Origin of the sequence: Streptomyces sp. NPDC102274 (assembly GCF_044766385.1) — a bacterium.
Classification (GTDB): Bacteria; Actinomycetota; Actinomycetes; order Streptomycetales; family Streptomycetaceae; genus Streptomyces.
Window position 1 is genome coordinate 74,677 of sequence record NZ_JBIWLW010000011.1, and the last position, 20,480, is coordinate 95,156.

At 69.5% G+C, this 20,480-nt stretch carries 14 protein-coding genes; 4 read left to right on the forward strand and 10 right to left on the reverse strand.

Annotation, left to right across the window (positions count from 1 at the left end):
- Nucleotides 1-124 precede the first annotated feature (124 nt).
- The 3 genes from ACIRQP_RS17375 to ACIRQP_RS17385 all read right to left on the reverse strand — a co-directional run bounded on the left by ACIRQP_RS17375 (nucleotide 125) and on the right by ACIRQP_RS17385 (nucleotide 3,350).
- Nucleotides 125-1,150 (reverse strand): 6-phosphofructokinase, encoded by a 1,026-nt coding sequence (locus ACIRQP_RS17375; RefSeq protein ID WP_403890223.1) that lies wholly within the window; start codon nucleotides 1,148-1,150, stop codon nucleotides 125-127.
- A 184-nt stretch (nucleotides 1,151-1,334) separates the two neighbouring features.
- Complete coding sequence (locus tag ACIRQP_RS17380; RefSeq protein ID WP_403890226.1) at nucleotides 1,335-2,063, reverse strand: type 1 glutamine amidotransferase; 729 nt, start codon at nucleotides 2,061-2,063, stop codon at nucleotides 1,335-1,337.
- 48 nt (nucleotides 2,064-2,111) lie between these two features.
- A complete protein-coding gene (locus tag ACIRQP_RS17385) occupies nucleotides 2,112-3,350 on the reverse strand; it encodes a MurT ligase domain-containing protein (protein ID WP_403890228.1) in 1,239 nt (412 codons plus the stop codon).
- Between the two features lie 115 nt (nucleotides 3,351-3,465).
- Between ACIRQP_RS17385 and def the strand changes: the two genes are divergently transcribed.
- On the forward strand, nucleotides 3,466-4,011 hold the full coding sequence (def, locus tag ACIRQP_RS17390) for a peptide deformylase (protein ID WP_403890231.1): 546 nt from the start codon (nucleotides 3,466-3,468) through the stop codon (nucleotides 4,009-4,011).
- Between the two features lie 122 nt (nucleotides 4,012-4,133).
- On the opposite strand, the gene ACIRQP_RS17395 is transcribed toward def, so the two are convergent.
- Nucleotides 4,134-4,778: a TetR family transcriptional regulator gene (locus ACIRQP_RS17395; RefSeq protein WP_403890234.1), complete on the reverse strand. Its 645-nt coding sequence runs from the start codon at nucleotides 4,776-4,778 to the stop codon at nucleotides 4,134-4,136.
- Between the two features lie 176 nt (nucleotides 4,779-4,954).
- Here ACIRQP_RS17395 and ACIRQP_RS17400 point away from each other — a divergent pair, with 176 nt between their 5' ends.
- Entirely contained in the window at nucleotides 4,955-6,184 is a 1,230-nt protein-coding gene (locus ACIRQP_RS17400; protein ID WP_403890237.1) for an acyl-CoA dehydrogenase family protein, read from the forward strand.
- Between the two features lie 60 nt (nucleotides 6,185-6,244).
- Here ACIRQP_RS17400 and ACIRQP_RS17405 read toward each other — a convergent pair whose 3' ends face one another.
- A complete protein-coding gene (locus ACIRQP_RS17405) occupies nucleotides 6,245-6,733 on the reverse strand; it encodes a glutathione peroxidase (protein WP_356517046.1) in 489 nt (162 codons plus the stop codon).
- A 48-nt stretch (nucleotides 6,734-6,781) separates the two neighbouring features.
- Between ACIRQP_RS17405 and ACIRQP_RS17410 the strand changes: the two genes are divergently transcribed.
- The gene (locus ACIRQP_RS17410; RefSeq protein WP_403890240.1) at nucleotides 6,782-7,054 is read left to right on the forward strand and encodes a DUF6011 domain-containing protein; all 273 of its coding nucleotides are present in this window, start codon (nucleotides 6,782-6,784) and stop codon (nucleotides 7,052-7,054) included.
- A 228-nt stretch (nucleotides 7,055-7,282) separates the two neighbouring features.
- Entirely contained in the window at nucleotides 7,283-8,326 is a 1,044-nt protein-coding gene (locus ACIRQP_RS17415; protein WP_403890243.1) for a hypothetical protein, read from the forward strand.
- Nucleotides 8,327-8,368: 42 nt separating this feature from the next.
- Here the strand turns inward: ACIRQP_RS17415 and ACIRQP_RS17420 are convergent, their stop codons facing one another.
- Genes ACIRQP_RS17420 through ACIRQP_RS17440 form a run of 5 tightly spaced genes read right to left on the reverse strand, consistent with a single transcriptional unit; the run spans nucleotide 8,369 to nucleotide 20,479 of the window.
- Nucleotides 8,369-10,534: a DEAD/DEAH box helicase gene (locus tag ACIRQP_RS17420; RefSeq protein ID WP_403890245.1), complete on the reverse strand. Its 2,166-nt coding sequence runs from the start codon at nucleotides 10,532-10,534 to the stop codon at nucleotides 8,369-8,371.
- The gene (brxD, locus tag ACIRQP_RS17425) at nucleotides 10,534-11,859 is read right to left on the reverse strand and encodes a BREX system ATP-binding protein BrxD (protein ID WP_403890248.1); all 1,326 of its coding nucleotides are present in this window, start codon (nucleotides 11,857-11,859) and stop codon (nucleotides 10,534-10,536) included. Before brxD ends, ACIRQP_RS17420 begins: the two co-directional genes overlap by 1 nt.
- 46 nt (nucleotides 11,860-11,905) lie before the next feature.
- Complete coding sequence (locus ACIRQP_RS17430; protein WP_403890251.1) at nucleotides 11,906-13,654, reverse strand: AIPR family protein; 1,749 nt, start codon at nucleotides 13,652-13,654, stop codon at nucleotides 11,906-11,908.
- 40 nt (nucleotides 13,655-13,694) lie between these two features.
- Nucleotides 13,695-16,592 (reverse strand): BREX-2 system phosphatase PglZ, encoded by a 2,898-nt coding sequence (gene pglZ, locus ACIRQP_RS17435; protein WP_403890254.1) that lies wholly within the window; start codon nucleotides 16,590-16,592, stop codon nucleotides 13,695-13,697.
- Complete coding sequence (locus ACIRQP_RS17440; protein WP_403890257.1) at nucleotides 16,589-20,479, reverse strand: phage resistance protein; 3,891 nt, start codon at nucleotides 20,477-20,479, stop codon at nucleotides 16,589-16,591. The genes pglZ and ACIRQP_RS17440 overlap by 4 nt, the downstream gene beginning before the upstream one ends.
- Nucleotide 20,480 lies beyond the last annotated feature (1 nt).

Genomic DNA, 20,480 nt, shown 5'->3' on the forward strand with positions numbered 1-20,480 from the left:
GTGCTCCCGGAATCGCGTCGATTGTCCGCACCAGACTAGAACCGCCCCCGGTCGCCGCTGCGACCGGGGGCGGTTCATCGATGTTCATGGAGGATTGCCGAGGTTCATCGAGGATCGTCGCGGATCAGAGCACGCACTCCGCCTCGGCGTACCGCTCGGCGGGCACCGTCTTGAGCGTCTCGACGGCCTCGCCCAGCGGCACCATCACGATGTCCGTGCCGCGCAGCGCCGTCAGCATCCCGAACTCGCCGCGGTGCGCGGCCTCGACGGCGTGCCAGCCGAAGCGGGTGGCCAGGACGCGGTCGTACGCCGTGGGGGTGCCACCGCGCTGTACATGGCCGAGTATCACCGGCCTGGCCTCCTTGCCGAGCCGCTCCTCCAGCTCGATCGAAAGCTGCCGGGCCACGCCCGCGAAGCGCTCGTGGCCGTATATGTCCTTGCCGCCCGCGTCGAACTCCATCGAGCCCTCGCGCGGCTTCGCGCCCTCCGCGACCACCACGATCGCGAACCGCTTGCCCGCCGAGAAGCGCTTGCCGACCAGCTCGGTCAGCTCGCCGATGTCGAAGGGCCGCTCGGGTACGACGATGGCGTGGGCGCCCGCGGCCATGCCGGAGTGCAGGGCGATCCAGCCGGTGTGCCGGCCCATGACCTCGACGATCAGCACGCGCTGATGGGACTCGGCGGTGGTCTTCAGCCGGTCGAGCGCCTCGGTGGCGACCCCGACGGCCGTGTCGAAGCCGAAGGTCACATCGGTCGAGGCGATGTCGTTGTCGATGGTCTTCGGTACGCCGACGATCGGCAGCCCGGCCTCGGAGAGCAGATGGGCGGCCTTGAGGGTGCCCTCACCGCCGATCGGGATGATCGCGTCGATGCCCAGGTCGGCCACGTGCCCCCGGGCGCGCTCCACCCCGTCCCGCAGATGCGCGGGCTGCACCCGGGACGAGCCCAGGATTGTGCCGCCGCGGGCGAGGATGCCGGCGACCGCGTCCAGGTCGAGCTTGCGGTAGTCGCACTCCAAGAGGCCTTTCCAGCCGTCATGGAAGCCGATCACCTCGTCGCCGTGGTCGACGACGGCGCGGTGTACGACGGACCTGATCACGGCATTGAGGCCGGGGCAGTCGCCGCCTGAGGTGAGCACACCAATTCGCATTGCCCGCAATACCTTCGCTTCGTGGGCCGACGGCCGGACCCCATCGTCCGGCCAGGTCGCCGCCACCCTACCGGCGGGCGGTGGGGGGACCGAAACCCGGCGTCCGCCTGCTGGACAGGCCCCATCGGCAGGTCCATCGGCAGGCCCCGCCGGGGAGCGGGGGTATACGGACCTCGGAACGGCGTCAGGCGGGCTGGGTCGCCGCGGCGACCCGCTCGGCGCGCAGCGCCTCGTACCAGCGGTCGTCGGTCGGCGGCAGCGCGTTCACATCGAGGGCGAGCTTCAGCAGCAGGTCCGCGATCTGCGGATTGCGGGCCATGACCGGACCGTGCATGTACGTGCCGAAGACGGTCCCGTTGTACGCGCCCTCCGTACCGTCGCCCGTGCCGTTGCCGCGGCCGAGCCGTACCCGCGCGAACGGCCGGGCCGTCGGGCCCAGGTGCGTGATGCCCTGGTGGTTCTCGAACCCCGTCAGCTGCGGCAGGTTCAGCTGCGGGTCGATGTCGCCCAGTACGTCACCGACACACCGCTCGCCCTCGCCGCGGGTCGAGACCACATCGAGCAGCCCGAGACCGGCCTCGCGCTCGCCCAGATCGTTGACGAACTCGTGCCCGAGGATCTGGTAGCCGGCACAGACCGAGAACACGATCGCGCCGTTCGAGACGGCCCGGCTGAGCCCGCCGTCGCGGCGCAGCCGCTCCGCGGCCAGTCGCTGCGGCCGGTCCTCACCGCCGCCGATCAGATAGATGTCGCCCGAGGTCGGCACCGGCTGGTCGCTCCGTACGTCGACGCGGGTGACGTTCAGACGGCGCTGGCGGGCCCGGCGCTCCACCACCAGGGCGTTGCCCTGGTCCCCGTAGGTGCTCAGCAGGTCCGGGTAGATCCACACCAGACGCAGGCTGTTTTCGCTCATTCTCGCTCGTCCTTCAGGGTTCCGAGGGTCAGGTCTGCCGGCATCGGGTCAGTTGCCGACACGGCGGCGCAGGTCCTGGAACGAGGTGTAGTTGGCGATCGCCTCGATCCGTCCCGGCGGCGCCATCTGCACGGCCTCGTCCGGGGTCTCGCAGACCCGGAAGTCGAGGCCGGCGACTTCGAGGCGTACCGCGAGGTCCAGCTTCCGGTCCCCGATGACGAAGATCGGATGGCCGGACAGCCGGGTGTAGTCGACGTCCCACAGCCAGGAGGTGTCGGTGCCGTCCGCGCCACGGGCGTTGACGGCGAGGATGACCGGGGTCGGCGGCGGATCGATGAGGGAGAAGGTCTCCAGCCAGCCCGCAGGGTTCTTCGCGAGCAGCAGCCGCAGATCGCGGCCGAGGAACGACACCACGTCGTACCGGCCGGCCACTGCCTGCACCTGGTACATGCGCTCGAGCGCCACCTGCGGCGGCACCCCGAAGGTCGCCGCGACGGCGGCGGAGGTGGCGGCGTTCGCCTTGTTCGCGCGGCCGGGCAGCTGGAGGTGGATCGGCCAGGCGGAGCCGTGCGGATCGAGGACATGGTCGCCGTGCAGCACCCAGCTGGGGGGCGGCCTGCGGAATCCGCAGTCACCGCAGAACCAGTCGTCGCCGGGGCGCTGCATCACACCGCCGCAGGCGGGGCAGGACCAGGCGTCGTCCTTCCACTCCTGTCCCGCCGCGACCCAGACCACATTGGGCGAGGAGGAGGCGGCCCAGACGATCAGCGGGTCGTCGGCGTTGGCGATGACGACGGCCTTCGTGCCGGCCAGGCCCTCGCGCCACTTCTCGGCGAGCATCCGGGTCTCCGCGGCGCGGTCGAGCTGGTCGCGGGAGAGATTGAGCAGGGCGATCGCCTTGGGGGTCGTGTCCTGTGCCACCCCGGCGAGGTACTTCTCGTCGACCTCGATCACGCCGTACTTGGCGTCCGAACCGCCCGCGAGGGCCGAGGTGATACCGGCCGGCATATTGGCGCCGAGAGCGTTGGAGACCACGGGCCCCGCGGCCCGCAGCGCCTCGGCGATCAGCCGCGTCGTGGTGGTCTTGCCGTTGGTCGCCGACACGAGGATGACGTCGAGATGCTGCGCCAGCCGTCCGAGCAGATCGGGGTCGAGTCTGAGCGCGACCTTCCCGCCGATCACCGATCCGCTGCCGCGGCCCGCGGCGCGCGACACCGCCGCCGCGGCTTTGCCCGCCGTCACGGCCAGCTTGGCCCGCGGCGTCAGCGGGTCCGTGTTGCCTGACATCGCCTTGATCCTCCTTGCGTCGGTCCGTGGGTCAGCCTATCGAGATCCGGCCAGGGGCCCGAACCGCGGCACCGGGCAGAAGGCGGGGGTCACCACGGACCGTACCCTGACCGTCATGCGAAACCGTCCGATCCCCGGCAGCACCGGGCGAGTACGAGCCATGCGAATGCTCGGTGATCCCGTGCTGCACACCCCCTGCGAGCCCGTCACCGACTTCGGTCCCGCGCTCGCGGAACTGATCGAGGATCTCTTCGCGACGATGTACGCCGCCCGGGGGGTCGGGCTCGCCGCGAACCAGATCGGTGTACCGCTCAGGGTGTTCGTCTACGACTGTCCGGACGACGAGGACGTACGTCATCTCGGACACCTCGTCAACCCGCGGCTCACGGAGGCGGACGGGGTTGTGCTGCGCGGCCCCGAGGGCTGTCTCTCGCTGCCCGGCCTCGAGGCCGGCACGGAGCGGTACGACCACGCCGTGGCCGAGGGTGTCACGCGGGACGGCGTGCCGGCGCGGATCGAGGGCTCGGGGTTCTTCGCGCGCTGTCTCCAGCACGAGAGCGACCATCTGGAGGGTCTGGTCTATCCCGACCGGCTCTCCGGCTGGCGGCGCGCCAGGACACTGCGGGCCGCGCGCAAGGCGCCCTGGGCCACGAGTCCGTAGCGCGCTGGTTCCCGAGTCCGCGCGGCTCCTGAGTGCCGCGCGGCTTCCGAGCGACGCGCGACGCGCGACGCGCGACGCGCGGGGTGCTGGATGCGGGGCGCTGGGTGCGCTCCCGCGATTCCTCAGAAGCCGGGGCCGCCCGCGCGGTCACTCACATCGGCCAGCCGCCCCCACAGCAGATCCGCCAGGCTGCGTACCAACTGCTCCCGTGAGCAGGGCCGTTCACCGAGCCACCAGTCACCGGCGCCGTGCATCATGCCGACGATGCCATGGCCCCAGACCCGGGAGAGCTGTTCGCTGTCGGGGCCGAGGTCGACCCGCTCCTCTATGACCTTGGCGAGTTCCTCGCCGAGTCGGCGCAGCAGCGGCGCGGAGTGGCGGCCGACGTCGAAGCCCGCCTCGGGCAGCTGCGCGTCCTCGGCCGGATGCATCAGGAACCGGTAGACCTGAGGGCGTGCCTCGATCGCGGCGAGATACGTGTCGAGCGTGGCCTCGACGCGCCGGCGCCGCTCGGCGGGGGCGTCGAGCGCGGTCCGCAGGGCGTCCAGCAGCGCGTCGGTATGGCGCTTGGCGAGCGCGCGGTAGAGGCCGCCCTTGTCGCCGAAGTGACGGTAGAGAATGGGTTTGGTGATGCCCGCCTCGGCGGCGATGGCGTTCATGGATGCTTGAGGCCCGTCCCTGAGCACCACTCGGTCCGCGGCCTCCAGAAGCTGGCGTCGCCGCGCCCGCGCCGACCGCTGCTGCTCGGCCTGCTGTGTGGTCTCCATAGGTCTGTCTCCCCGCCCCTGCGATTGCCCGACGCCCCGGCAACGTAACACCCTCCCCGTCATCGACGCTGATCAGGCCATGGCCCGTTGACATTTCCTACTTGCCGGTAACAGGCTAGAGTTACCGCAGGTAACATCGGCGACGGCTCAGCGGTCGCGCAGTGCTGGAGGGGAACATGGCCGAGTTCACGCTCGATCTCGACGACGACCAGAAGCAGATACGCGACTGGCTCCACGGCTTCGCCGCGGATGTCATCCGCCCGGCCGCCGCTGAGTGGGACGAGCGTGAGGAGACGCCGTGGCCGGTCATCCAGGAGGCCGCCAAGGTCGGCATCTACTCCCTGGACTTCTACGCACAGCAGTTCTTCGACCCCACGGGCCTCGGCATCCCGATGGCCATGGAGGAGCTGTTCTGGGGTGACGCGGGCATCGCCCTGTCGATCGTCGGTACGGGCCTGGCGGCCGTCGGTGTCCTCGCGAACGGGACTGAGGAACAGATCGGCACCTGGATTCCGCAGATGTACGGCGACGCGGACGATGTGAAGGTCGCCGCCTTCTGCTCCTCCGAACCCGACGCGGGCTCCGACGTGGCCGCGATGCGTACCCACGCCGTGTACGACGGGGCGAAGGACGAGTGGGTGCTCAACGGCACCAAGACCTGGGCGACCAACGGCGGTATCGCCAACGTCCATGTGGTGGTCGCCGTCGTCGACAGCGAACTGGGCTCCAAGGGCCACGCCTCCTTCATCGTCCCGCCGGGCACCCCCGGTCTCTCCCAGGGCCAGAAGTTCAAGAAGCACGGCATCCGCGCGTCCCACACCGCCGAGGTGGTCCTGGAGGACGTCAGAATCCCCGGCCACTGTCTGCTCGGCGGCAAGGAGAAGCTCGACGAACGGCTGGCGCGGGCCCGGCAGCGGGCCGAGGCGCCCGGCGGCGAGCGGGTGAAGAACGCGGCCATGGCCACCTTCGAGGCCTCACGCCCGGCGGTCGGCGCGATGGCGGTGGGCACCGCGCGCGCGGCGTACGAGGTCGCCCTCGACTACGCGAAGACCCGCGGCCAGTTCGGCCGCCCGATCATCGACAACCAGGGCATAGCCTTCCAGTTGGCCGATATGCGCACCCGGATCGACGCCTCCCGGCTGCTGGTGTGGCGGGCCTCCTGGATGGCGACCACGGGCCGGCCGTTCACCGCGGCCGAGGGCTCCATGTCCAAGCTGTACGCGAGCGAGACGGCGAAGAAGGTCACGGCGCAGGCCGTACAGATCCTCGGCGGCAACGGCTTCACCCGTGAGTACCCGGTGGAGCGGATGCACCGGGACGCAGCGATCTACACGATCTTCGAGGGGACGAGCGAGATCCAGCGCCTGGTGATCGCCCGCACGCTCTCGGGGATGCCGATCCGCTAGGACCGCTTACCGCCGAGCGGGCCCGCGCGACGAAGGGCGGGCCCGCTCGGCGGCCATGGCTCAGGCCGGCAGCTGCGCCTCGATCGCCGCGACGACCTCCGGGGCCTCCGGCTCCGTACGCGGCCGGATACGGCCGACGACCTCGCCCTTGGGGGAGATCAGGAACTTCTCGAAGTTCCACTGCACATCGCCGGCCTCGCCCTCGGAGTCGGCCGTCTTCGTCAGCTCGGTGTACAGCGCGTGCCGGGTCTCCCCGTTCACGTCCGTCTTCTCCAGCAGCGGGAACGTGACCCCGTACGTCGCCGAGCAGAACGTACCGATCTCCTCCGCCGTGCCGGGCTCCTGGCCCGCGAACTGGTTGCACGGCACGCCGAGAACCGTGAAGCCCCGGTCGCCGTACTGCTGCTGGAGCCGCTCCAGACCGGCGTACTGCGGAGTGAGACCGCACTTGGAGGCGACGTTCACCAGCAGCACCGCCTTGCCCTCGTACGCTGCCAGGGAGGTGGGCTCACCGGTCAGAGTGTTCAGCGGAATGTCGTACAGAGTCATCAAGATCTCCTCGGTATCCGGTGTTCTCAGCTCATTGTGGACCCGTGGATGACCACTCCGGCGAGCAGGGCTGGTACAGCTGGGACCGTGCAGGAATCACCGCGCCCCCCAGAGCTCCACGACGACCGGCTGCCCGGCACGGAACCGGACGACCCCACGCACCGGCCGGTCCGGTGCGGGATGTGCGGCAGGCCGCTCACCGGTACGGCATCGCGCCGTACCGGCCTCGGCCCCGCCTGTGACGCCAAACTCCATCCGCCCGCGCCGGACATCAGGACCCGGCGGCGCGAGGCCGAACAGGACCCGCTCCCGGGGATCTGACGACGGAACTTCTCTTGGTACAGCGTGAGGTCCTCGTCGTACGCGCGGTGCTGCCTGATTTTTCGGCGGGGGGAGGTGCGGCTTCAGAGCAACCATGGCAGTGCGGAACGACCCTGCTTTGTATTCTTTTCTGCCACTCCGGCCGGAACGGCGTCCTTTCTCGCCGCATCAACTTCCCGCACCCTTGAACCAAGGGTGGAAGTGTGAAGACAGTGCCAGGGGGCCGCCATGTCCGGACCGCTGTACGTACCTGTGTTACCGACCCGACCTCACGCGGCCGATGCGTATCGGCGTCTCAGGCCGGACATCCAGAATGCGGTTGCACCGCTCTGGACCCTTCCGCCGCGTCATGGTGTGCCGCGTGCGGTGGTTACTGCCGATATCCGCAGGGATCTGGCATTGGTTATCAAGTCTCAGCGCTACTGCCCGGCGTGGATTGATGCTCCATTCGCGGATGAAACGGAAGCGTCCGTATTCGCTGAACTCTTGCCAGAGGTCTGTTCGCTCGGCCCCCTGTGCCCCGTGACAGGACCGAGTCGGCCCGAGGTTCAGCAAACCGCGGTGCTGACCACCGCTCGCCTTTCCGGTAATTCGCTGGGCATCCGCGTCCAGGTGCCGGGGGAATGGGAGAGCGGCACGGCTGATTCCGTCCGCGACCTGCTCACGAGAGTCGGGACGGCTGTCCGAGCGGACCTCCTTCTCGATCTGGCTGCTGTGCGGGCCGATCGGCCCGATGCCGGAAAGGAGACGCTGCGGGCCCTCGACGCCCTGGTTCCTCTCAGGCACTGGCGGACGGTGGCTGTCCTGGCAAGTGGGTTTCCGCAGGTTACCGCCGACATGTTGGAGGAGGGTCCGTACGAAGAGTCCCGTATGGACTGGCAGGTATGGAACGAGATCACGGCAGGTGGCCGGGGATATACTCGGGCACTCAGCTACGGCGACTACGGGATTCAGCCCGTTGCTGCCATTTCCCGTACCCCGCGCCCCCGGAAAGGGGGGCCCTCCTGGGGGGTTCTGCGGTACACCACGGACCGCTCCTTCATTCTGGGCAAGATGCTCGCCCGAGGAGCCGACCGTGTGGCGCACAACCGTTCCGTCGCACGACAAATCGTCGATCATCGCGGCTTCCGCGGGGCGGCAGCGGGTAGTGCCGAAACCTGGATTCGTGCCTGCGCGGATGACCTCGGTGCCGGTACGGGCAACTTCACCACGTGGCTCTGGGTCGGCAACGCACAGCACATGACGTACGTCGTGCACAGCCTGCGCCGCTGACTTCCCGGCGCGACAGGACGTGCGCAGGGCAGAAAACAGAGCTCAAGCCGTTGGCCCGGTGGAGAAGCGCTTCGGTTCGGACAGAACAGTGCGTGCGCCTTCGAAGTCGGCGAGTCTCGCCGATAGTGTGGCCACGGCCAGTCGCTGCGGGAGTGCTGCCGAGAACTTGAGCCCGCGCACTGCTCGTTGGTCGACGTCCGGGAGGACAAGTGCCGGTCCGTCCTGTGTGGCTTCGAGCGCGGTGCGCCACATGTCCGGGCTCAGATCCTCTCGCAGACGCAGGTAGCAGTCCGTCGGGCGCTGAACCGGATCGGCGATCGACGGCAGTGTCGCGCACAACGTGGCATTGGCACGGTAACCCGCCCATGTCCACCAGCGGACATCGTTGCCGCGCCGAGCGACCAACGTTCCACCAGGATGAACCAGATGGGGAGCCTCCTCGTCACGCCATTCCTGGAGGCAGATCTCGGCTCGTCTGGTCAGGGAGGCTTCCGGGTCGGTGCCCAGGAGGACCTCCCGCATGGCGCGTGCCAGCACGTACGACAGTCCGACGGAGCCTCCGGACCACTTGGCGACACCGCCGCTCTCGACAGGCTCCACGAAGACCCGTTTCCGTCCCCAGTCGATGAATGTCACCTGCCAGCTACGGCCGGCCAGCAGCAGGCGTCGTGGGCCCGGACGTTCCTCGGTGAGCACGGACGGATCCATCCGGCCGATCTCGGTGCGCCCGGACAGCACAGTGAACTGCGGTGGCGCGGTGAAGGAGGCGGTCAGCTCGATGAAATGCCTGCGACCGAAACGGCGTTCGGCTTCTGGACCGATAAACAGCATGCCGCCGTCGGTGTCCAGGAAGCCCTGCTCCGTCAAGTGACGCAGGATGGGAGCGGCGGAACGGTCGAAGGGTGCGAGGCCGTTCCACTGTTCGGGCCAGAGCTGGTCGCCCAGCTTGTGTTCCTGGAGTGTGGCGGCGAGCAACTGCTGGGCGACGAGGTGGCGCGGCTCAGGTGGTGGGACGACCGGCTCGACCCAGCCGCGGCCCCAGAGGAGCAGGAGACCGGCAGCTTGCAGGAGGGTGTCCTTGCGCGTGGCCAGGAACAGGCAGTTGCGGGTGCTTCCCGCGCGGCGTCCGGTGCGGCCGATGCGTTGGAGGAACGAGGCGACGGTGGCGGGTGAATCGATTTGGACGACCCGGTCCAGGTCGCCGACGTCGATGCCCAGTTCCAGGGTGGAAGTGGCGACGATGACGCAGTCGCGAGCCTCGGCGAAAGCCTGCTCGGACCGGGCTCGCTCGTCGGCCGAGAGCGAAGCGTGTGACAGGAACACGGTGACGTCGCGCGCCCGGAGCGCGGCACCCAGTTCCTCGACCTGCCGTCGGGAGTCGCAGAACACCAGCCGTTTCTCGCCCTTGTGCAGGACTGAGAGGACCTTGGCCGCGTTGGAAAGGGAACCCACGTAGTCGAGTTCGATGTCTCCCGGTGGGGGCTCGGTCACCCCTGCCGTCGGCACTTGGCCCGACGAGGGCCCGGGCGGATCGGTGAGTCCCGGAGCGACGACCCGGCCCGGGCGTCGGCCGGAGCCCGACCCCTGGAGCCAGGCGAGTAGCTCGTGTGGATTCCCGACGGTCGCGGACAGCCCGATCCGCTGAATCGGGCGCCCCGAGACCCTCTGCAGACGCTCGAGCACTGCCAGGAGGTGCCAGCCTCGGTCGTCGCCCGCGAACGCGTGCACCTCGTCGACGACGACGGCGCGGATTCCGCCCAGCAGGTGTGCGTGGTCGGTCTTCACACCGATCAACATGGCTTCCAGCGACTCGGGCGTCGTCAGAAGGATGTCGGGTCTGTCGGTACGGATGCGTTGGCGCTGTGACTCCTTCGTGTCCCCGTGCCAGAGGGCCGCGCTGCGTCCGAGCCACTGCGCGTATCCGTCGACACGGGTCACCAGGTTGTTGAGAAGTGCCTTGAGCGGGCAGAGGTACAGCACCGAGGTGCCGGTCCAGCCCTGGGCGGACATGGCCGAGAGGACCGGAAGGCAGGCTGCCTCGGTCTTGCCTCCCGCGGTGGGCGCGAGCAGTACGGCGTCGTCGCCGTCCATCACCGGGTCGATCGCGGCCCGTTGCAGTGGGCGCAGATCCGGCCAGCCGAGCGTGTTGACCACGTGGTGCAGGATGACGGGGTCCAGCCGGTCGACGGGGTCCGCTGCCGGAGTCATCACAGCTCCAGATCGATGTCGTCGGCCGACGATGATCCGGCCAGGTTCCGTTCGACGTCCGTGAGTTCGCTGCCGCCCACCGTGAGCCGGTAGTGCTGCCGTGGGTCGAAGTCCGTGAACTGATCGATACGGTCAAGGACGTCGCCGACCAGCTTTTTGAGGAAGAGCCTGGGTGCCACGCCGACTTTGCCACCCAGGGCCCCGCCCACCGCACGCGCCAGATCGGCGATGTACGCGTCGTCCGCCAGCGTTTTGATCCGGTCGTGTGAGTCGGCCCCGGACGCGTAGAGATCACGGATGGTCACCCCGAGGCCGGTCAGCGACTCCAGGGTGAATCCGGACAGGCGCAGTTGGACCGCCCGGGGGTTGTCGAACCGCGGATCGGTCGTGAAGTCCGTGGCGAGTCGCTGGGCGAGCGGCGGGAGCCGTTGTACCCCCTGCTGACCGTCGTAGAAGGCGGGTGTTCCGGTGATGACCAGATAGAGGCCGGGGAATCGGCCGGAGTGGACTTCGTCGATCAGTTGCCGCAGCGCGTTGAGTGCCTTGTCGCGGGCGTCCGACCGCACGCGCTGCAGGGTCTCCACCTCGTCCAGTACGACGAACAGCCCCCGGTGGCCGGAGTCCCGCAGGACGGTGAGCAGCCCTTGCAGGAAGCCCAGGGCACCGAAGTGGTCCAGGTCGCCGCGTACCCCCGCGGACCGGCGGGCCGCCGCCGCCACATGGGGCTGGCCGCCGAGCCAGGCGAGGACGGCAGCCGCCCTCGGCTCGTCGCCTTCGGCGAGCGCGGACCGGTACCCGTGCAGCGCGGCCGCGAAGGACGGGGCGTGCCGCGACACCTCGGTCAGCCGGGCGGCCAGCAATTGCTCCACCGTGCCGCTCAGATCGTGCTCGTCCGCCCCCGCGGCGAGGGCGTCCTCCTCCAGGGCGTAGAACCAGGCGTCCACCACGGGACGGAGCGCGCTGGGTGGGAAGCTCGTGGTGGACAGCCGCTCGGTGAGGCGTCGGTAGACGGTCTCCAGCTTGTGCAACGGGGTTTCCGTCTCCGAGACCTGGATCTCGGAGACGGCGAAGTTGCGCTGCTTGGCCCGCTCTCCGAGCCAGCGGGTGAAGAACGTCTTGCCGGAACCGTACTCACCTCGCACGGCCTTGAAGACCGAGGCTCCCGAGGCGACCGCGTCGAGTTCCGCGTCGAGCGCGGACTCGAAACGGTCGAGACCGGTGGCCAGGAGATCCAGGCCGCTCTCGGGAACCGCACCGCGCCGGAGTGCGTCGAGGGCGGCGCGCCGCCGGACGGCGGAGATGGGAGAAGGGCGAGGATCGATCACCCGCTCATTGTCCCATCCGCGCCGCGCCGCGGACTGTGCTCCGAGATCACCTGCGGCGGAGGCTGCCGTAGCCGAGGTTGGTGGTGAGGTAGGTGACGAATTCGCCGCTCTTCGCGGTCTTGTCGGGACCCCACCGGTTTTCCCGCTGGAAGTTCTCGAACTGTTCCTGGAGCGATTCCCACAGCGACGCCAGGCGAGCGGTGCTGGGGAAGACTTTCTCGCGGGCGGCGTTGTCCAGAGTCTCCGGCTTGCTGAACACGCGGTCCATGAGATCGACGGCGCCGAGCATGGCCAGGTGGAAGTGGAGGTTCGTTTGCAGTGAGCGGGAGATGGGGTCCGCTGTCGACTGGAGGAACTCGTCCACCTGGCGCTGGGCCTTGGCCAGCCACAGATAGACAGGGAGTTCGGTGTTGGCGGAGAAGACGCGCCGGTAGTCGGTGTCGGACTTCAGCAGGCTGGAAGGGCGGGCCCTGGCGTAGTCGGGCTGCCCCAGTGCCATGGCCATCACGGACTGTGCTAGCAGGGGGATGCTGACGATACGGTCGGCCGGCTTGCCCTGGTTCCGGTAGAAGTTCTTGCGCCGGTCGTAGAACCAGTCGTGTTCGAGGAAGTACGACTCGATCTGCCGTTGAATGTCGTCCGTGGCCCGGAGGGAGGCGACCGGCACGCTGGTCTGCCGGTTGGTGGCGCGGATGACGGAGTCACGGGCGGCCTGGTCCACGGTGACGAGAATGCGTACCTGCACCAGCCTGTCGAAGACCGGGTCGGCCGGTTCGGTCAGGTAAAGGGCGCGCAGCGTCTCGTGGAGGGTGTACGAGGTCTGGAGACCGTTGACGATCTGCACGTCCGAGAGACTGAGCCGCTTCCCGATGGAGGTCGCCTGCGAGCACACGATGGTGATGCCGTTGTTGAGCCACCAGAACTCGGGCGCTTCGGGGTTCTGGAGGGACGCCGTGATTTCCCGGTTCACTTCCACGTTGCCCTGGTAGTCACGGACGTTCCAGTCGAAGATGTGGGACTTGATCGCCCCGGTCTCGTCGCTGAGGAAGTCGATGTACTCGCCCAGACCGACGAGAGCGATGTGACTGGTGCCGTGGGTGATGCTCTCCCGGTAGGGCAACTCCAGGGTGTACGAGGGGAGAGTGCTCGCGCGCTGCCAGAGTTCCGCCGGGCCCAGGAACTCGACCTCGCCCGTGGAGATGGCGAAGGCTTTGGAGAACTGTGCCTCCAGGATCTTGGCCTTCGCCTGGACCTTGGGATGCGCCTCGCTCGCCTCGCCACGCGTCACGTACGAGAACTTGATCAGCACGGTCGGATGACGGGAGAGGAGCCGCGTCAACGCCGTCCTGAACAGCCTGAAGCGGGCCAGGAGGTCTTCGGCGTACAACACACCGACGGTTGCCTCGTCGACTTCCATGTCCAGCAGGTTCGCGCATGTGGACGCCGCTTTGTCCAGGGCGACTTCGGAGAAGCCGGAGCTGGTCTTGGCCTGGATGAGCCAGAGTGTCAGCTGGGTTCCCTGTTCCACGTTCGTGACAGCGGAGTGCTGCTGGAAGATCTCGCTGTCCTCGTGCAGGAGACGCCCGCCGAGGAAGACGTAGGCTCCGTCGATGCCGCCGTCGTTGGCGCCTCCGATCACACCGGCCTCGATCTCCTCCTCCGAGAGGCCGAAGCCGTGCAGGGCGTGTTCGCCGGCGAACCGCTCGAAGGCTGCGTCGAACGAGAGAGGGACGGCGCGGGTGTTGCGGCGATCCTCGATCATCTGGTTGATCAACACACGGTCGTTGGCGCTCATGGCTCCCGGCTCATAGGTGGGCGACAGGGCTGATGTGACGTCAGGTTAGATCGAACTGCATGCGGAGCAAGGAGAGATCGAGACGGACGGTCCGGCCGTCCGGCAGTGTCTCCAGGACCTGTACTCCGTCGTAGTTGAGTAGTTGGCGCAGGATGGCCGCGAACCCGTCGGCGCGGGTGGTCGGGTAGGAGACACGCTGAGCGAGTGCGGTCACCGGAAGGGTGCCGCCGGCGTCGAGCAGCGTCCGGATCGCCCCTTCGACCTTGTCCATGGGGGGCTTGCGCGCGAGCAGGCCGATCTGCCCCCGGAACACCTCCGAGGCGAAGAGAGCCGAGACGAGGGTGTCGTCGGGACTGACGACGGTCGCGGTCACCAGTGTCTCCTCGTCGTCGGACGCCGGGACCACCGCGACCTCGAACAACGAGTTGTGCGTACACGCCAGTTGGGCCTGGACCCTGGTCGGCTTCTGCCGCGTCGGTCGCTTCGTGGCGGCAGACGGGGCGGCTGGGACATTGGCGGGGTGAGGTACGGGCTCCTCCAGGAGCCACCAGGTCGGTCGCTGATCCCCCAACTCCCGCCAGGCCGGGGGAGGTGACGCCTCGAACCGCAGGAAGGCCAGGACCGGAATGGTGAACTCGGCGAGAGAGGCCCCACCGTGGTATCCGGCCTTGCGAGCCGTGTACCGCGAGTCGGCGTCCCACAGGGCGACGATCGAACATCCTGGCTGTGGCGCGACCACTCGGGTGCCATGCAGCGCGACCTCGGTGGGGCCCGTCTGGCCGTTCGGGGTGCGGTGGCGGGCGGACAGCGGCGAGTCGGTGTCCACCTTCACTCCGTGCCGGTCGACGATATGCCCGTGGTCGCTGGTAACGACCACCGCCATCCCCTGCGAGGCGGCGATCCGCAGCAGGTCCGGAAGGCCCGGGATGTGTTCGGCCCGCCAGGCACCGTCCCCCAGCTTCTGTTCCTTGGCAAGCCGGTCGTCGATCGCGTTGAGGACGACCGCGACATGCGTACGGCCGTCCATGAGCGCTTCGGTGAGCGCGGGCCCGAACGTGTCTCCCGTGCTGTCGGCCCGCAGATCGTCCTTGTGGAACACAGCTGCCGGAGCCCCGCCCCAGAGCGGAAGGGCGGGGAACAGCTGTGCCTCGTCCTTCTGCGATCCCTGCGTCAGCCTGCCCGCGAAGAGCGATGTACGGGACACGGCGGTGAGGGTGGGAAGAGCCGCTGCCATGGCGCGGCGCTGCGGAGGGCCGTCGGTGGCAACCGGATCGAACTCGGCCCAGGAGGCGCGCAGTTCCTCGCCGAGTTCGGTGGCGATTGCCGCGCTCATCCCGTCCAGGACGATCAGCAGCACGCGTCGGTCGCTGCCCCGCACCACCGGCTTCACCACCCGCTCCAGGAACGTCTCCACCGTGAGCATCCCGCGGGGATCGGTGCCCGCCGCGGTCCAGGTGGCCAGAACGCCGGCGAAGTCGCGGTCGATCTCGTGTCGGCGTTTCCGTACGCGTTCGGCCAGCGCGTCGTAGGAGGTCCTCAGCCGGTCGTCGGGGTCCCCGCCGGCTTCGATGTGTTCCAGGGCCCGGTCGACCCATGCGGTTTCGTCGACATGGCGCTTTATGGCCGCGCCGGCGTGAGGTGCCTCCACCGCCGGTTCGGTGGCCAGCCACCCGACGAGCCGCTGGGCCATGCGGGTCCGCTCGATCCGTGACTGGACCTCCGGCCCTTGTGCACGCCGATGCCTGCTCAAGGAGCGCACGGCCGTGTCGAGTGGTCCCGGCTCACCGGCTGCCAGAGCCGCCCCGACCGCGGTGAACCTGGCGTCCAGTCCGGCCGGCAGGAGGGGACTGGTCCTGGCGGCGGCTTCCGCACCGAACTGACGCGCCAGCACCGAGGCACGCTCCAGCACCGTGTCGCTGGTCCGGCGGGCGGCGCGGGCTTCTTCCGAGCCGGCGACAGCGTCCCTGACGGCCGCGGCGAGGAGCGTGCCGACGTAGTCCTCCGAGGCCCGGCCGAAGGCGGCGGCCATGGCGTCGAGCTGCTCGCCCTGCGCCGGAGGGCGCTCTCCGAACCAGCGCTCCGCGCGACCGCGCGCCGTGTAGACGGCCGCGTCCGGTTCGGCATGGCACCACAGCGCGGCGCAGACGAGTCCGAAGGCCACCGCGTCCGGTCCGTGTTCGGCCTCGACCAGGGCCAGGAGTGCCCGCCCCGCGAGTCCGGCTCGGTCGTCCTCGCCGAGGAACTCCGCCAGGCCGGCGCGTTCGGGGCCGCGCAGCGCCAGCAAGCGCTCCGGACGCCCCGGAAGCAGGGACCAGCCCAGCAGCGCGTGGGTGTCGAGGCGATCGGCAGCCGCGGTGTGATCCTGACGGGCCGCCTCGTCCTGGTAGCTGCCCAGCCTCATGCGTCGCAGCGCGAGGGCGGACAGCGCGGTGCCGCGCGACAGGATGCCCCCGCCCAGCCTGGGCCAGCCGCCCCTCGGCGGCGCCGCGTCCAGCAGGGCCTCCGCGGCCCACTTGTCGTCCCTGAGTCGCTGGTCGACCTGATGCGCCCCGAACGCGTCCCGTACCACGTCCCAGCTGTCCACCGTGTCGACGCGCTTCTTGTGGGCGCGGGCCAGGATGGCGGGGTCGAGCTCGTTCTGTTCGCGGTCGGTCAGGACGACGAGCAGGGCGGGGCCGGTCGCGGTGTCCGACAGGTGGCCGAGCAGCAGTTCGTGCACGGCGAGCGGGGAGGGCGCCGCGGCGACCCGGGCCGACAGCCCGTCGTCCCAGCCGTGTTCGGCGGGTCCGTCCCACTGCGGCGCGGAGCGCAGCAGCACGGCCCGCCGCTGGTCCCGGCCCGCGAGGGTGTCGGCGAGTGAACTCTGGGCCGACAGGTACTGGGTGATCGTCGCGAGGTTGAGCCGCGCCGCCACCGTGCTGGTCGTCGCCGTGCTCATCCTTCGACGACCCGCCAGGTGATCTCCACCGCGGTACCGGGTTCGCGTGCCGCCAGCTCCGCGATCTCCGCCTGGAGTTCGGCCACCGCCCTTGCAGCGGTCGTCCGTCCGCCGCCCGAGCGCTTCACTCGTCCCGACGCGGACGGGCCCGCGCTCGGTGTCTGCTCGGGGACCGGCGGGTGACTCGTCGGCGTGTCGAGCGGCACGTCCCCGGGACGCGGGGCCGGGGGAGCGGGCGGCGGAGCCGGCGTCGCGCGGTTGCGCTTCACCAGCGCCAGCACCTCGCGCTGCGTCCGGGCCAGCGCCTCCTTCAGGTCGTTGGTCCGCTGGTCGCTGTGCGCGGCGTTGCGCAGGGACTCCAGCAGCGCCTCTCCCTCCGGACCTTCCGAGGTGGCCAGGTCGAGAGTGGTCCAGGACGCCGAGTCCAGAGCCTGCGCCACCGCACGGGCCTGCTTGACCGAGGTCCCGAACCGGTCCGCGCCGACCTCGCCGAAGTCGAAGGAAGCCAGGGCCTCGACGGTCTTCCGGGCTCCGGCGGCGCCCTGACCGGTCGAGCGCGTGAGCTCCTGGAGCAGCTCGACGGCCCGCCGCGCGAGGGCGAGACGCCCACCCTCGGCGGTCTCGTCGAGCCCGAGGAAGCCGGCGTGCCTCTCCAGCTGGGTCACCAGCTCACGGGCCGACTCCACGTGGGCGCCCGCCTGCTGGGCGATCTGCCGGGCGAGCTGGTTGACCATGCGGCCACGCCGCAGCGTGGGGGCCGGCACGCCGAAAACCGCCGTGAACCGCTGCCGGGCGGCCGACCAGTCCTCCTCCGAGGGCAGCGGCTGGCTGCGCAGCGCGTCATGGTCCTTGATCTCGTTCAGCGCGGGTGCCGGGTCCAGCGACGCACCCGCGCGCACCCACACCCGGTCGTCCATCTCGGCGAACGAGGCCACGACAAGCCGGGCGAGGAAGCCGGGCAGACCGCGCGGTGTCGGCCGGTCCGTCCAGTCGGTGAGCGTGATCAGGCTGAGGTCGCCGGTCACGCCCTGACCACTGGCGAGCTGCCGGAAATGATCCGCCCAGTACTCCGACACTTCGAAGTACGCCTCTTTCTGCTGCCCCAGGCGCAGCGGAGTGGCCACCCGCCGCATCAGGCTCCGGTCGGGGGCGGGGACTTCGGCGCGTCCGTCGCGGGCCTCGGCGGCGGCCCGTACATGCGTGAACACTTTCCTGGCGTCGGCCGGCTTGACGGCGGGGCCGTTGCCGTCGGGGTCGAAATTCGGGTGGTCCGGGTACTGGCTCGCGAGCAGCTTGCCGGCGATGTGCCGGATGCCGTCCCGCAGCGACTGGCCGAAGGACAGGGTCAGCCCCTCGACCTCGCGCAGCGACTGCAGGTGGTCCCCGAAGCCGAGTTCCACGTCGGTGGCCTTCTTGTCCGCGAGGCCGTACGCCTGCTTGAAGGCCGCCTTCACGTTCTTGAGCAGCGACTCCCGCTGGGTTTCCAGGAGTCCCTTGGCGCGGGCCCGGTTGTCGGGGCTCAGGTGGCCCGCGTACTGGCCGTCGAACCGCTGGTTGTCGGAGAGGGCCTTGTCGATGACGACGAGGCGGCGGAAGTCGGCGTACCGCTGGCTGGAGAGGTGGGTGGGCAGCCAGGCGACACTGCGGGACGGCTCGCCCTGCCGCTCACGCAGCCGCTGCATCCGGTTGGCGTCCTCGCGCGGCCCCCACTCGCTCTCGTCGAAGGGGAGGTCGATCACGATCCGCCAGCGCCCGTCCTGCTGGGGCATGAGGTCATGATCCGGCAGCGCGTCCTCGTCGGCGACATTGCCGAACACCACCTCGACCCCACGCTCGGTGCCGCGCCACGCGAAGTGCAACTCGTTGATCAACTGCGACTGATCGATGTCGAGTTCCTCGACGAGGAGCCGCTTGGCGAGGGCCTCGCGGTTGCCTGGGTTGTCGTTGACGTTGGCGTTGGCGATCACCGAGTCGACGTCGACGCCGGACAGTTCGAGCCGGACTCCCGGGTTGGTCTCGGTGCCGGTCTCCTTGATCTCGGGGAAGCGGCCCGCCCACTCGGCGACCTTGTTCTTCAGGATGCCGTACTCGCGGCCCGGGATCGGGGCGACCACCGAGCCGTAGTTGAGCGCGGACAGACGGCGGATGGTCAGGTCGGACAGGGCCGGAACGCTCGGGGCGAGCGCCGACAGCAGCAGCGTGCCGACGATCCGGTTGTCACCGACGAACTGCTTGATCCGGGTGCGCAGGTCCGGGTCGGTGATGCTGTCGGGCCGGTGGGCGTACTGCTCGATGACCTCCTCCGACACGTTGTGGGTGAGGATGAGATACGGCCGCAGCTTCGTCCGGTACAGCTTGTCGGCCGCCTCGAAGACCACCTTCAGACTGTCGGTGAACGGCTTGTCGCCGCCCGCCGTGATCAGCGGGTACAGGTCGCCGACCGGGATCAGGTCGCCCAGCCGCAGTTCCGCCCGGTGGTCGGCGAGCAGCTGCCCCATCAGCTTCATGCCGGTCCGGTTGCGCTGGAGCGCGGACGACACGTGCACGAGGGTGTCCATGAACGCGGGCGAGAACGGGTACGTCAGCCGGAAGCTCTCCTCGTCCGCGCCGACGCCGTCCGCACCGCGGTCGGAGCCCAGGAGCGTGTCCCACACCTCCTGGCGGATCCTGCGGGTCTTCTCGAACTCCGCGGTGACGAGGGCGGCGGACTCGTCGTCCTTGGGCTTGAGGAGGCGGGCATGGGCGACCTGCGGAAGGTTGCGGTCCTCCAGCGTGATCTTGTCGAACCGGCCGGAGGCGAGGTTGAGCGTGTCCTGGATGGACGCCTCGGCTGCCCCCGACACCTCCTCGCCGACCAACTCGCGCAGGTCGCGCTGACGGGCGATGAACGAGATCACCGGCACGGCACGGCGGGCGTCGCCGCCCTCCACGAAGTTCGTGATCTTGCCGGCTTCCCGGGCCACGAACTTCTGGTCGTGGATGAGGGTCGCGAGCCACAGGATCAGCTCGTCCATGAAGAGGATCAGCCCGTCGTAACCGAGCGCCTTGGCGTGCTCGGCGATCACGGACAGACCGGCATCGAGCGAGACGAACCCGTGCTCGTCCTCGGCCGCGTTCTTCGCGAAGCCCGGCAGCAGGTGCGTGCTCGCGTCCTGCACCAGCCGCGCCCGCAGCTCGGCAGGCGTCGACGGACTGACCAGGTTGAGCGCCTGGCCGCCCTCGTGGACCTCCTCGGCGCCGAGGGCGGTGTCGAGCAACTGAGGCGTCCAGCCGAACGCCTCGCCCCACTCGTCCTCCTCGTCGGCCGCGCCGTCACCGCCGTCCACCGAGGTGAGGCCACCGATCACCGCCTGGTCGCCCATACGGGACCGCATCGCCCGGATGTCCTCGAACAGGGCGTCCGTCCGGTACACCTGAGGCGTCGGCGCCTCGGGGTGCAGCTTTTTGACGTGGCTGACGTACCCGCCGAGGATCCGCTGCTCCAGGGCCTTCGCCCCGAGCATGTGGTACGGCACGAGCAGGAACCGCTTCCCTTCCGTGCCGAGCCACTCGTGCTGGGTGAGCACCGGGTCAAGGTCCGTCCGCCCGCGGGCCGCCGGGGCCCCGCTGAGCAGCGCGTGGAGCACCGCCATGAAGTGCGACTTACCGGAACCGAACGACCCGTGCAGGTAGGCCGCCTTCGAGGTGTGCCCGTCGAGTGCGGCCCGGATCAGCCCGAGCGCCTCGTCGAAGTTCTCCAGCAGCCGTTCCGTGACCACGTAGTCCCGCAGCGCGCGCTCGGCGCCCTGAGGGGTCGTCGCCTCCGAGAGCTGGAGGACGAAGTCCGACGTGGAGATGGACTCCTTGATGTCGATGACATCGCGGAGCAGGGGCGGCTGCTGGACCATG

Coding starts and splice junctions, on each gene's coding strand:
- def (WP_403890231.1), top strand. CDS start 3,466: ATGCGAAACCGTCCGATCCCCGGCAGCACCGGGCGAGTACGAGCCATG.
- ACIRQP_RS17375 (WP_403890223.1), bottom strand. CDS start 1,150: ATGCGAATTGGTGTGCTCACCTCAGGCGGCGACTGCCCCGGCCTCAAT.
- ACIRQP_RS17395 (WP_403890234.1), bottom strand. CDS start 4,778: ATGGAGACCACACAGCAGGCCGAGCAGCAGCGGTCGGCGCGGGCGCGG.
- ACIRQP_RS17410 (WP_403890240.1), top strand. CDS start 6,782: ATGACCACTCCGGCGAGCAGGGCTGGTACAGCTGGGACCGTGCAGGAA.
- ACIRQP_RS17415 (WP_403890243.1), top strand. CDS start 7,283: ATGTCCGGACCGCTGTACGTACCTGTGTTACCGACCCGACCTCACGCG.
- ACIRQP_RS17420 (WP_403890245.1), bottom strand. CDS start 10,534: ATGACTCCGGCAGCGGACCCCGTCGACCGGCTGGACCCCGTCATCCTG.
- ACIRQP_RS17440 (WP_403890257.1), bottom strand. CDS start 20,479: ATGGTCCAGCAGCCGCCCCTGCTCCGCGATGTCATCGACATCAAGGAG.
- ACIRQP_RS17430 (WP_403890251.1), bottom strand. CDS start 13,654: ATGAGCGCCAACGACCGTGTGTTGATCAACCAGATGATCGAGGATCGC.
- ACIRQP_RS17405 (WP_356517046.1), bottom strand. CDS start 6,733: ATGACTCTGTACGACATTCCGCTGAACACTCTGACCGGTGAGCCCACC.
- ACIRQP_RS17400 (WP_403890237.1), top strand. CDS start 4,955: ATGGCCGAGTTCACGCTCGATCTCGACGACGACCAGAAGCAGATACGC.
- pglZ (WP_403890254.1), bottom strand. CDS start 16,592: ATGAGCACGGCGACGACCAGCACGGTGGCGGCGCGGCTCAACCTCGCG.
- ACIRQP_RS17380 (WP_403890226.1), bottom strand. CDS start 2,063: ATGAGCGAAAACAGCCTGCGTCTGGTGTGGATCTACCCGGACCTGCTG.
- ACIRQP_RS17385 (WP_403890228.1), bottom strand. CDS start 3,350: ATGTCAGGCAACACGGACCCGCTGACGCCGCGGGCCAAGCTGGCCGTG.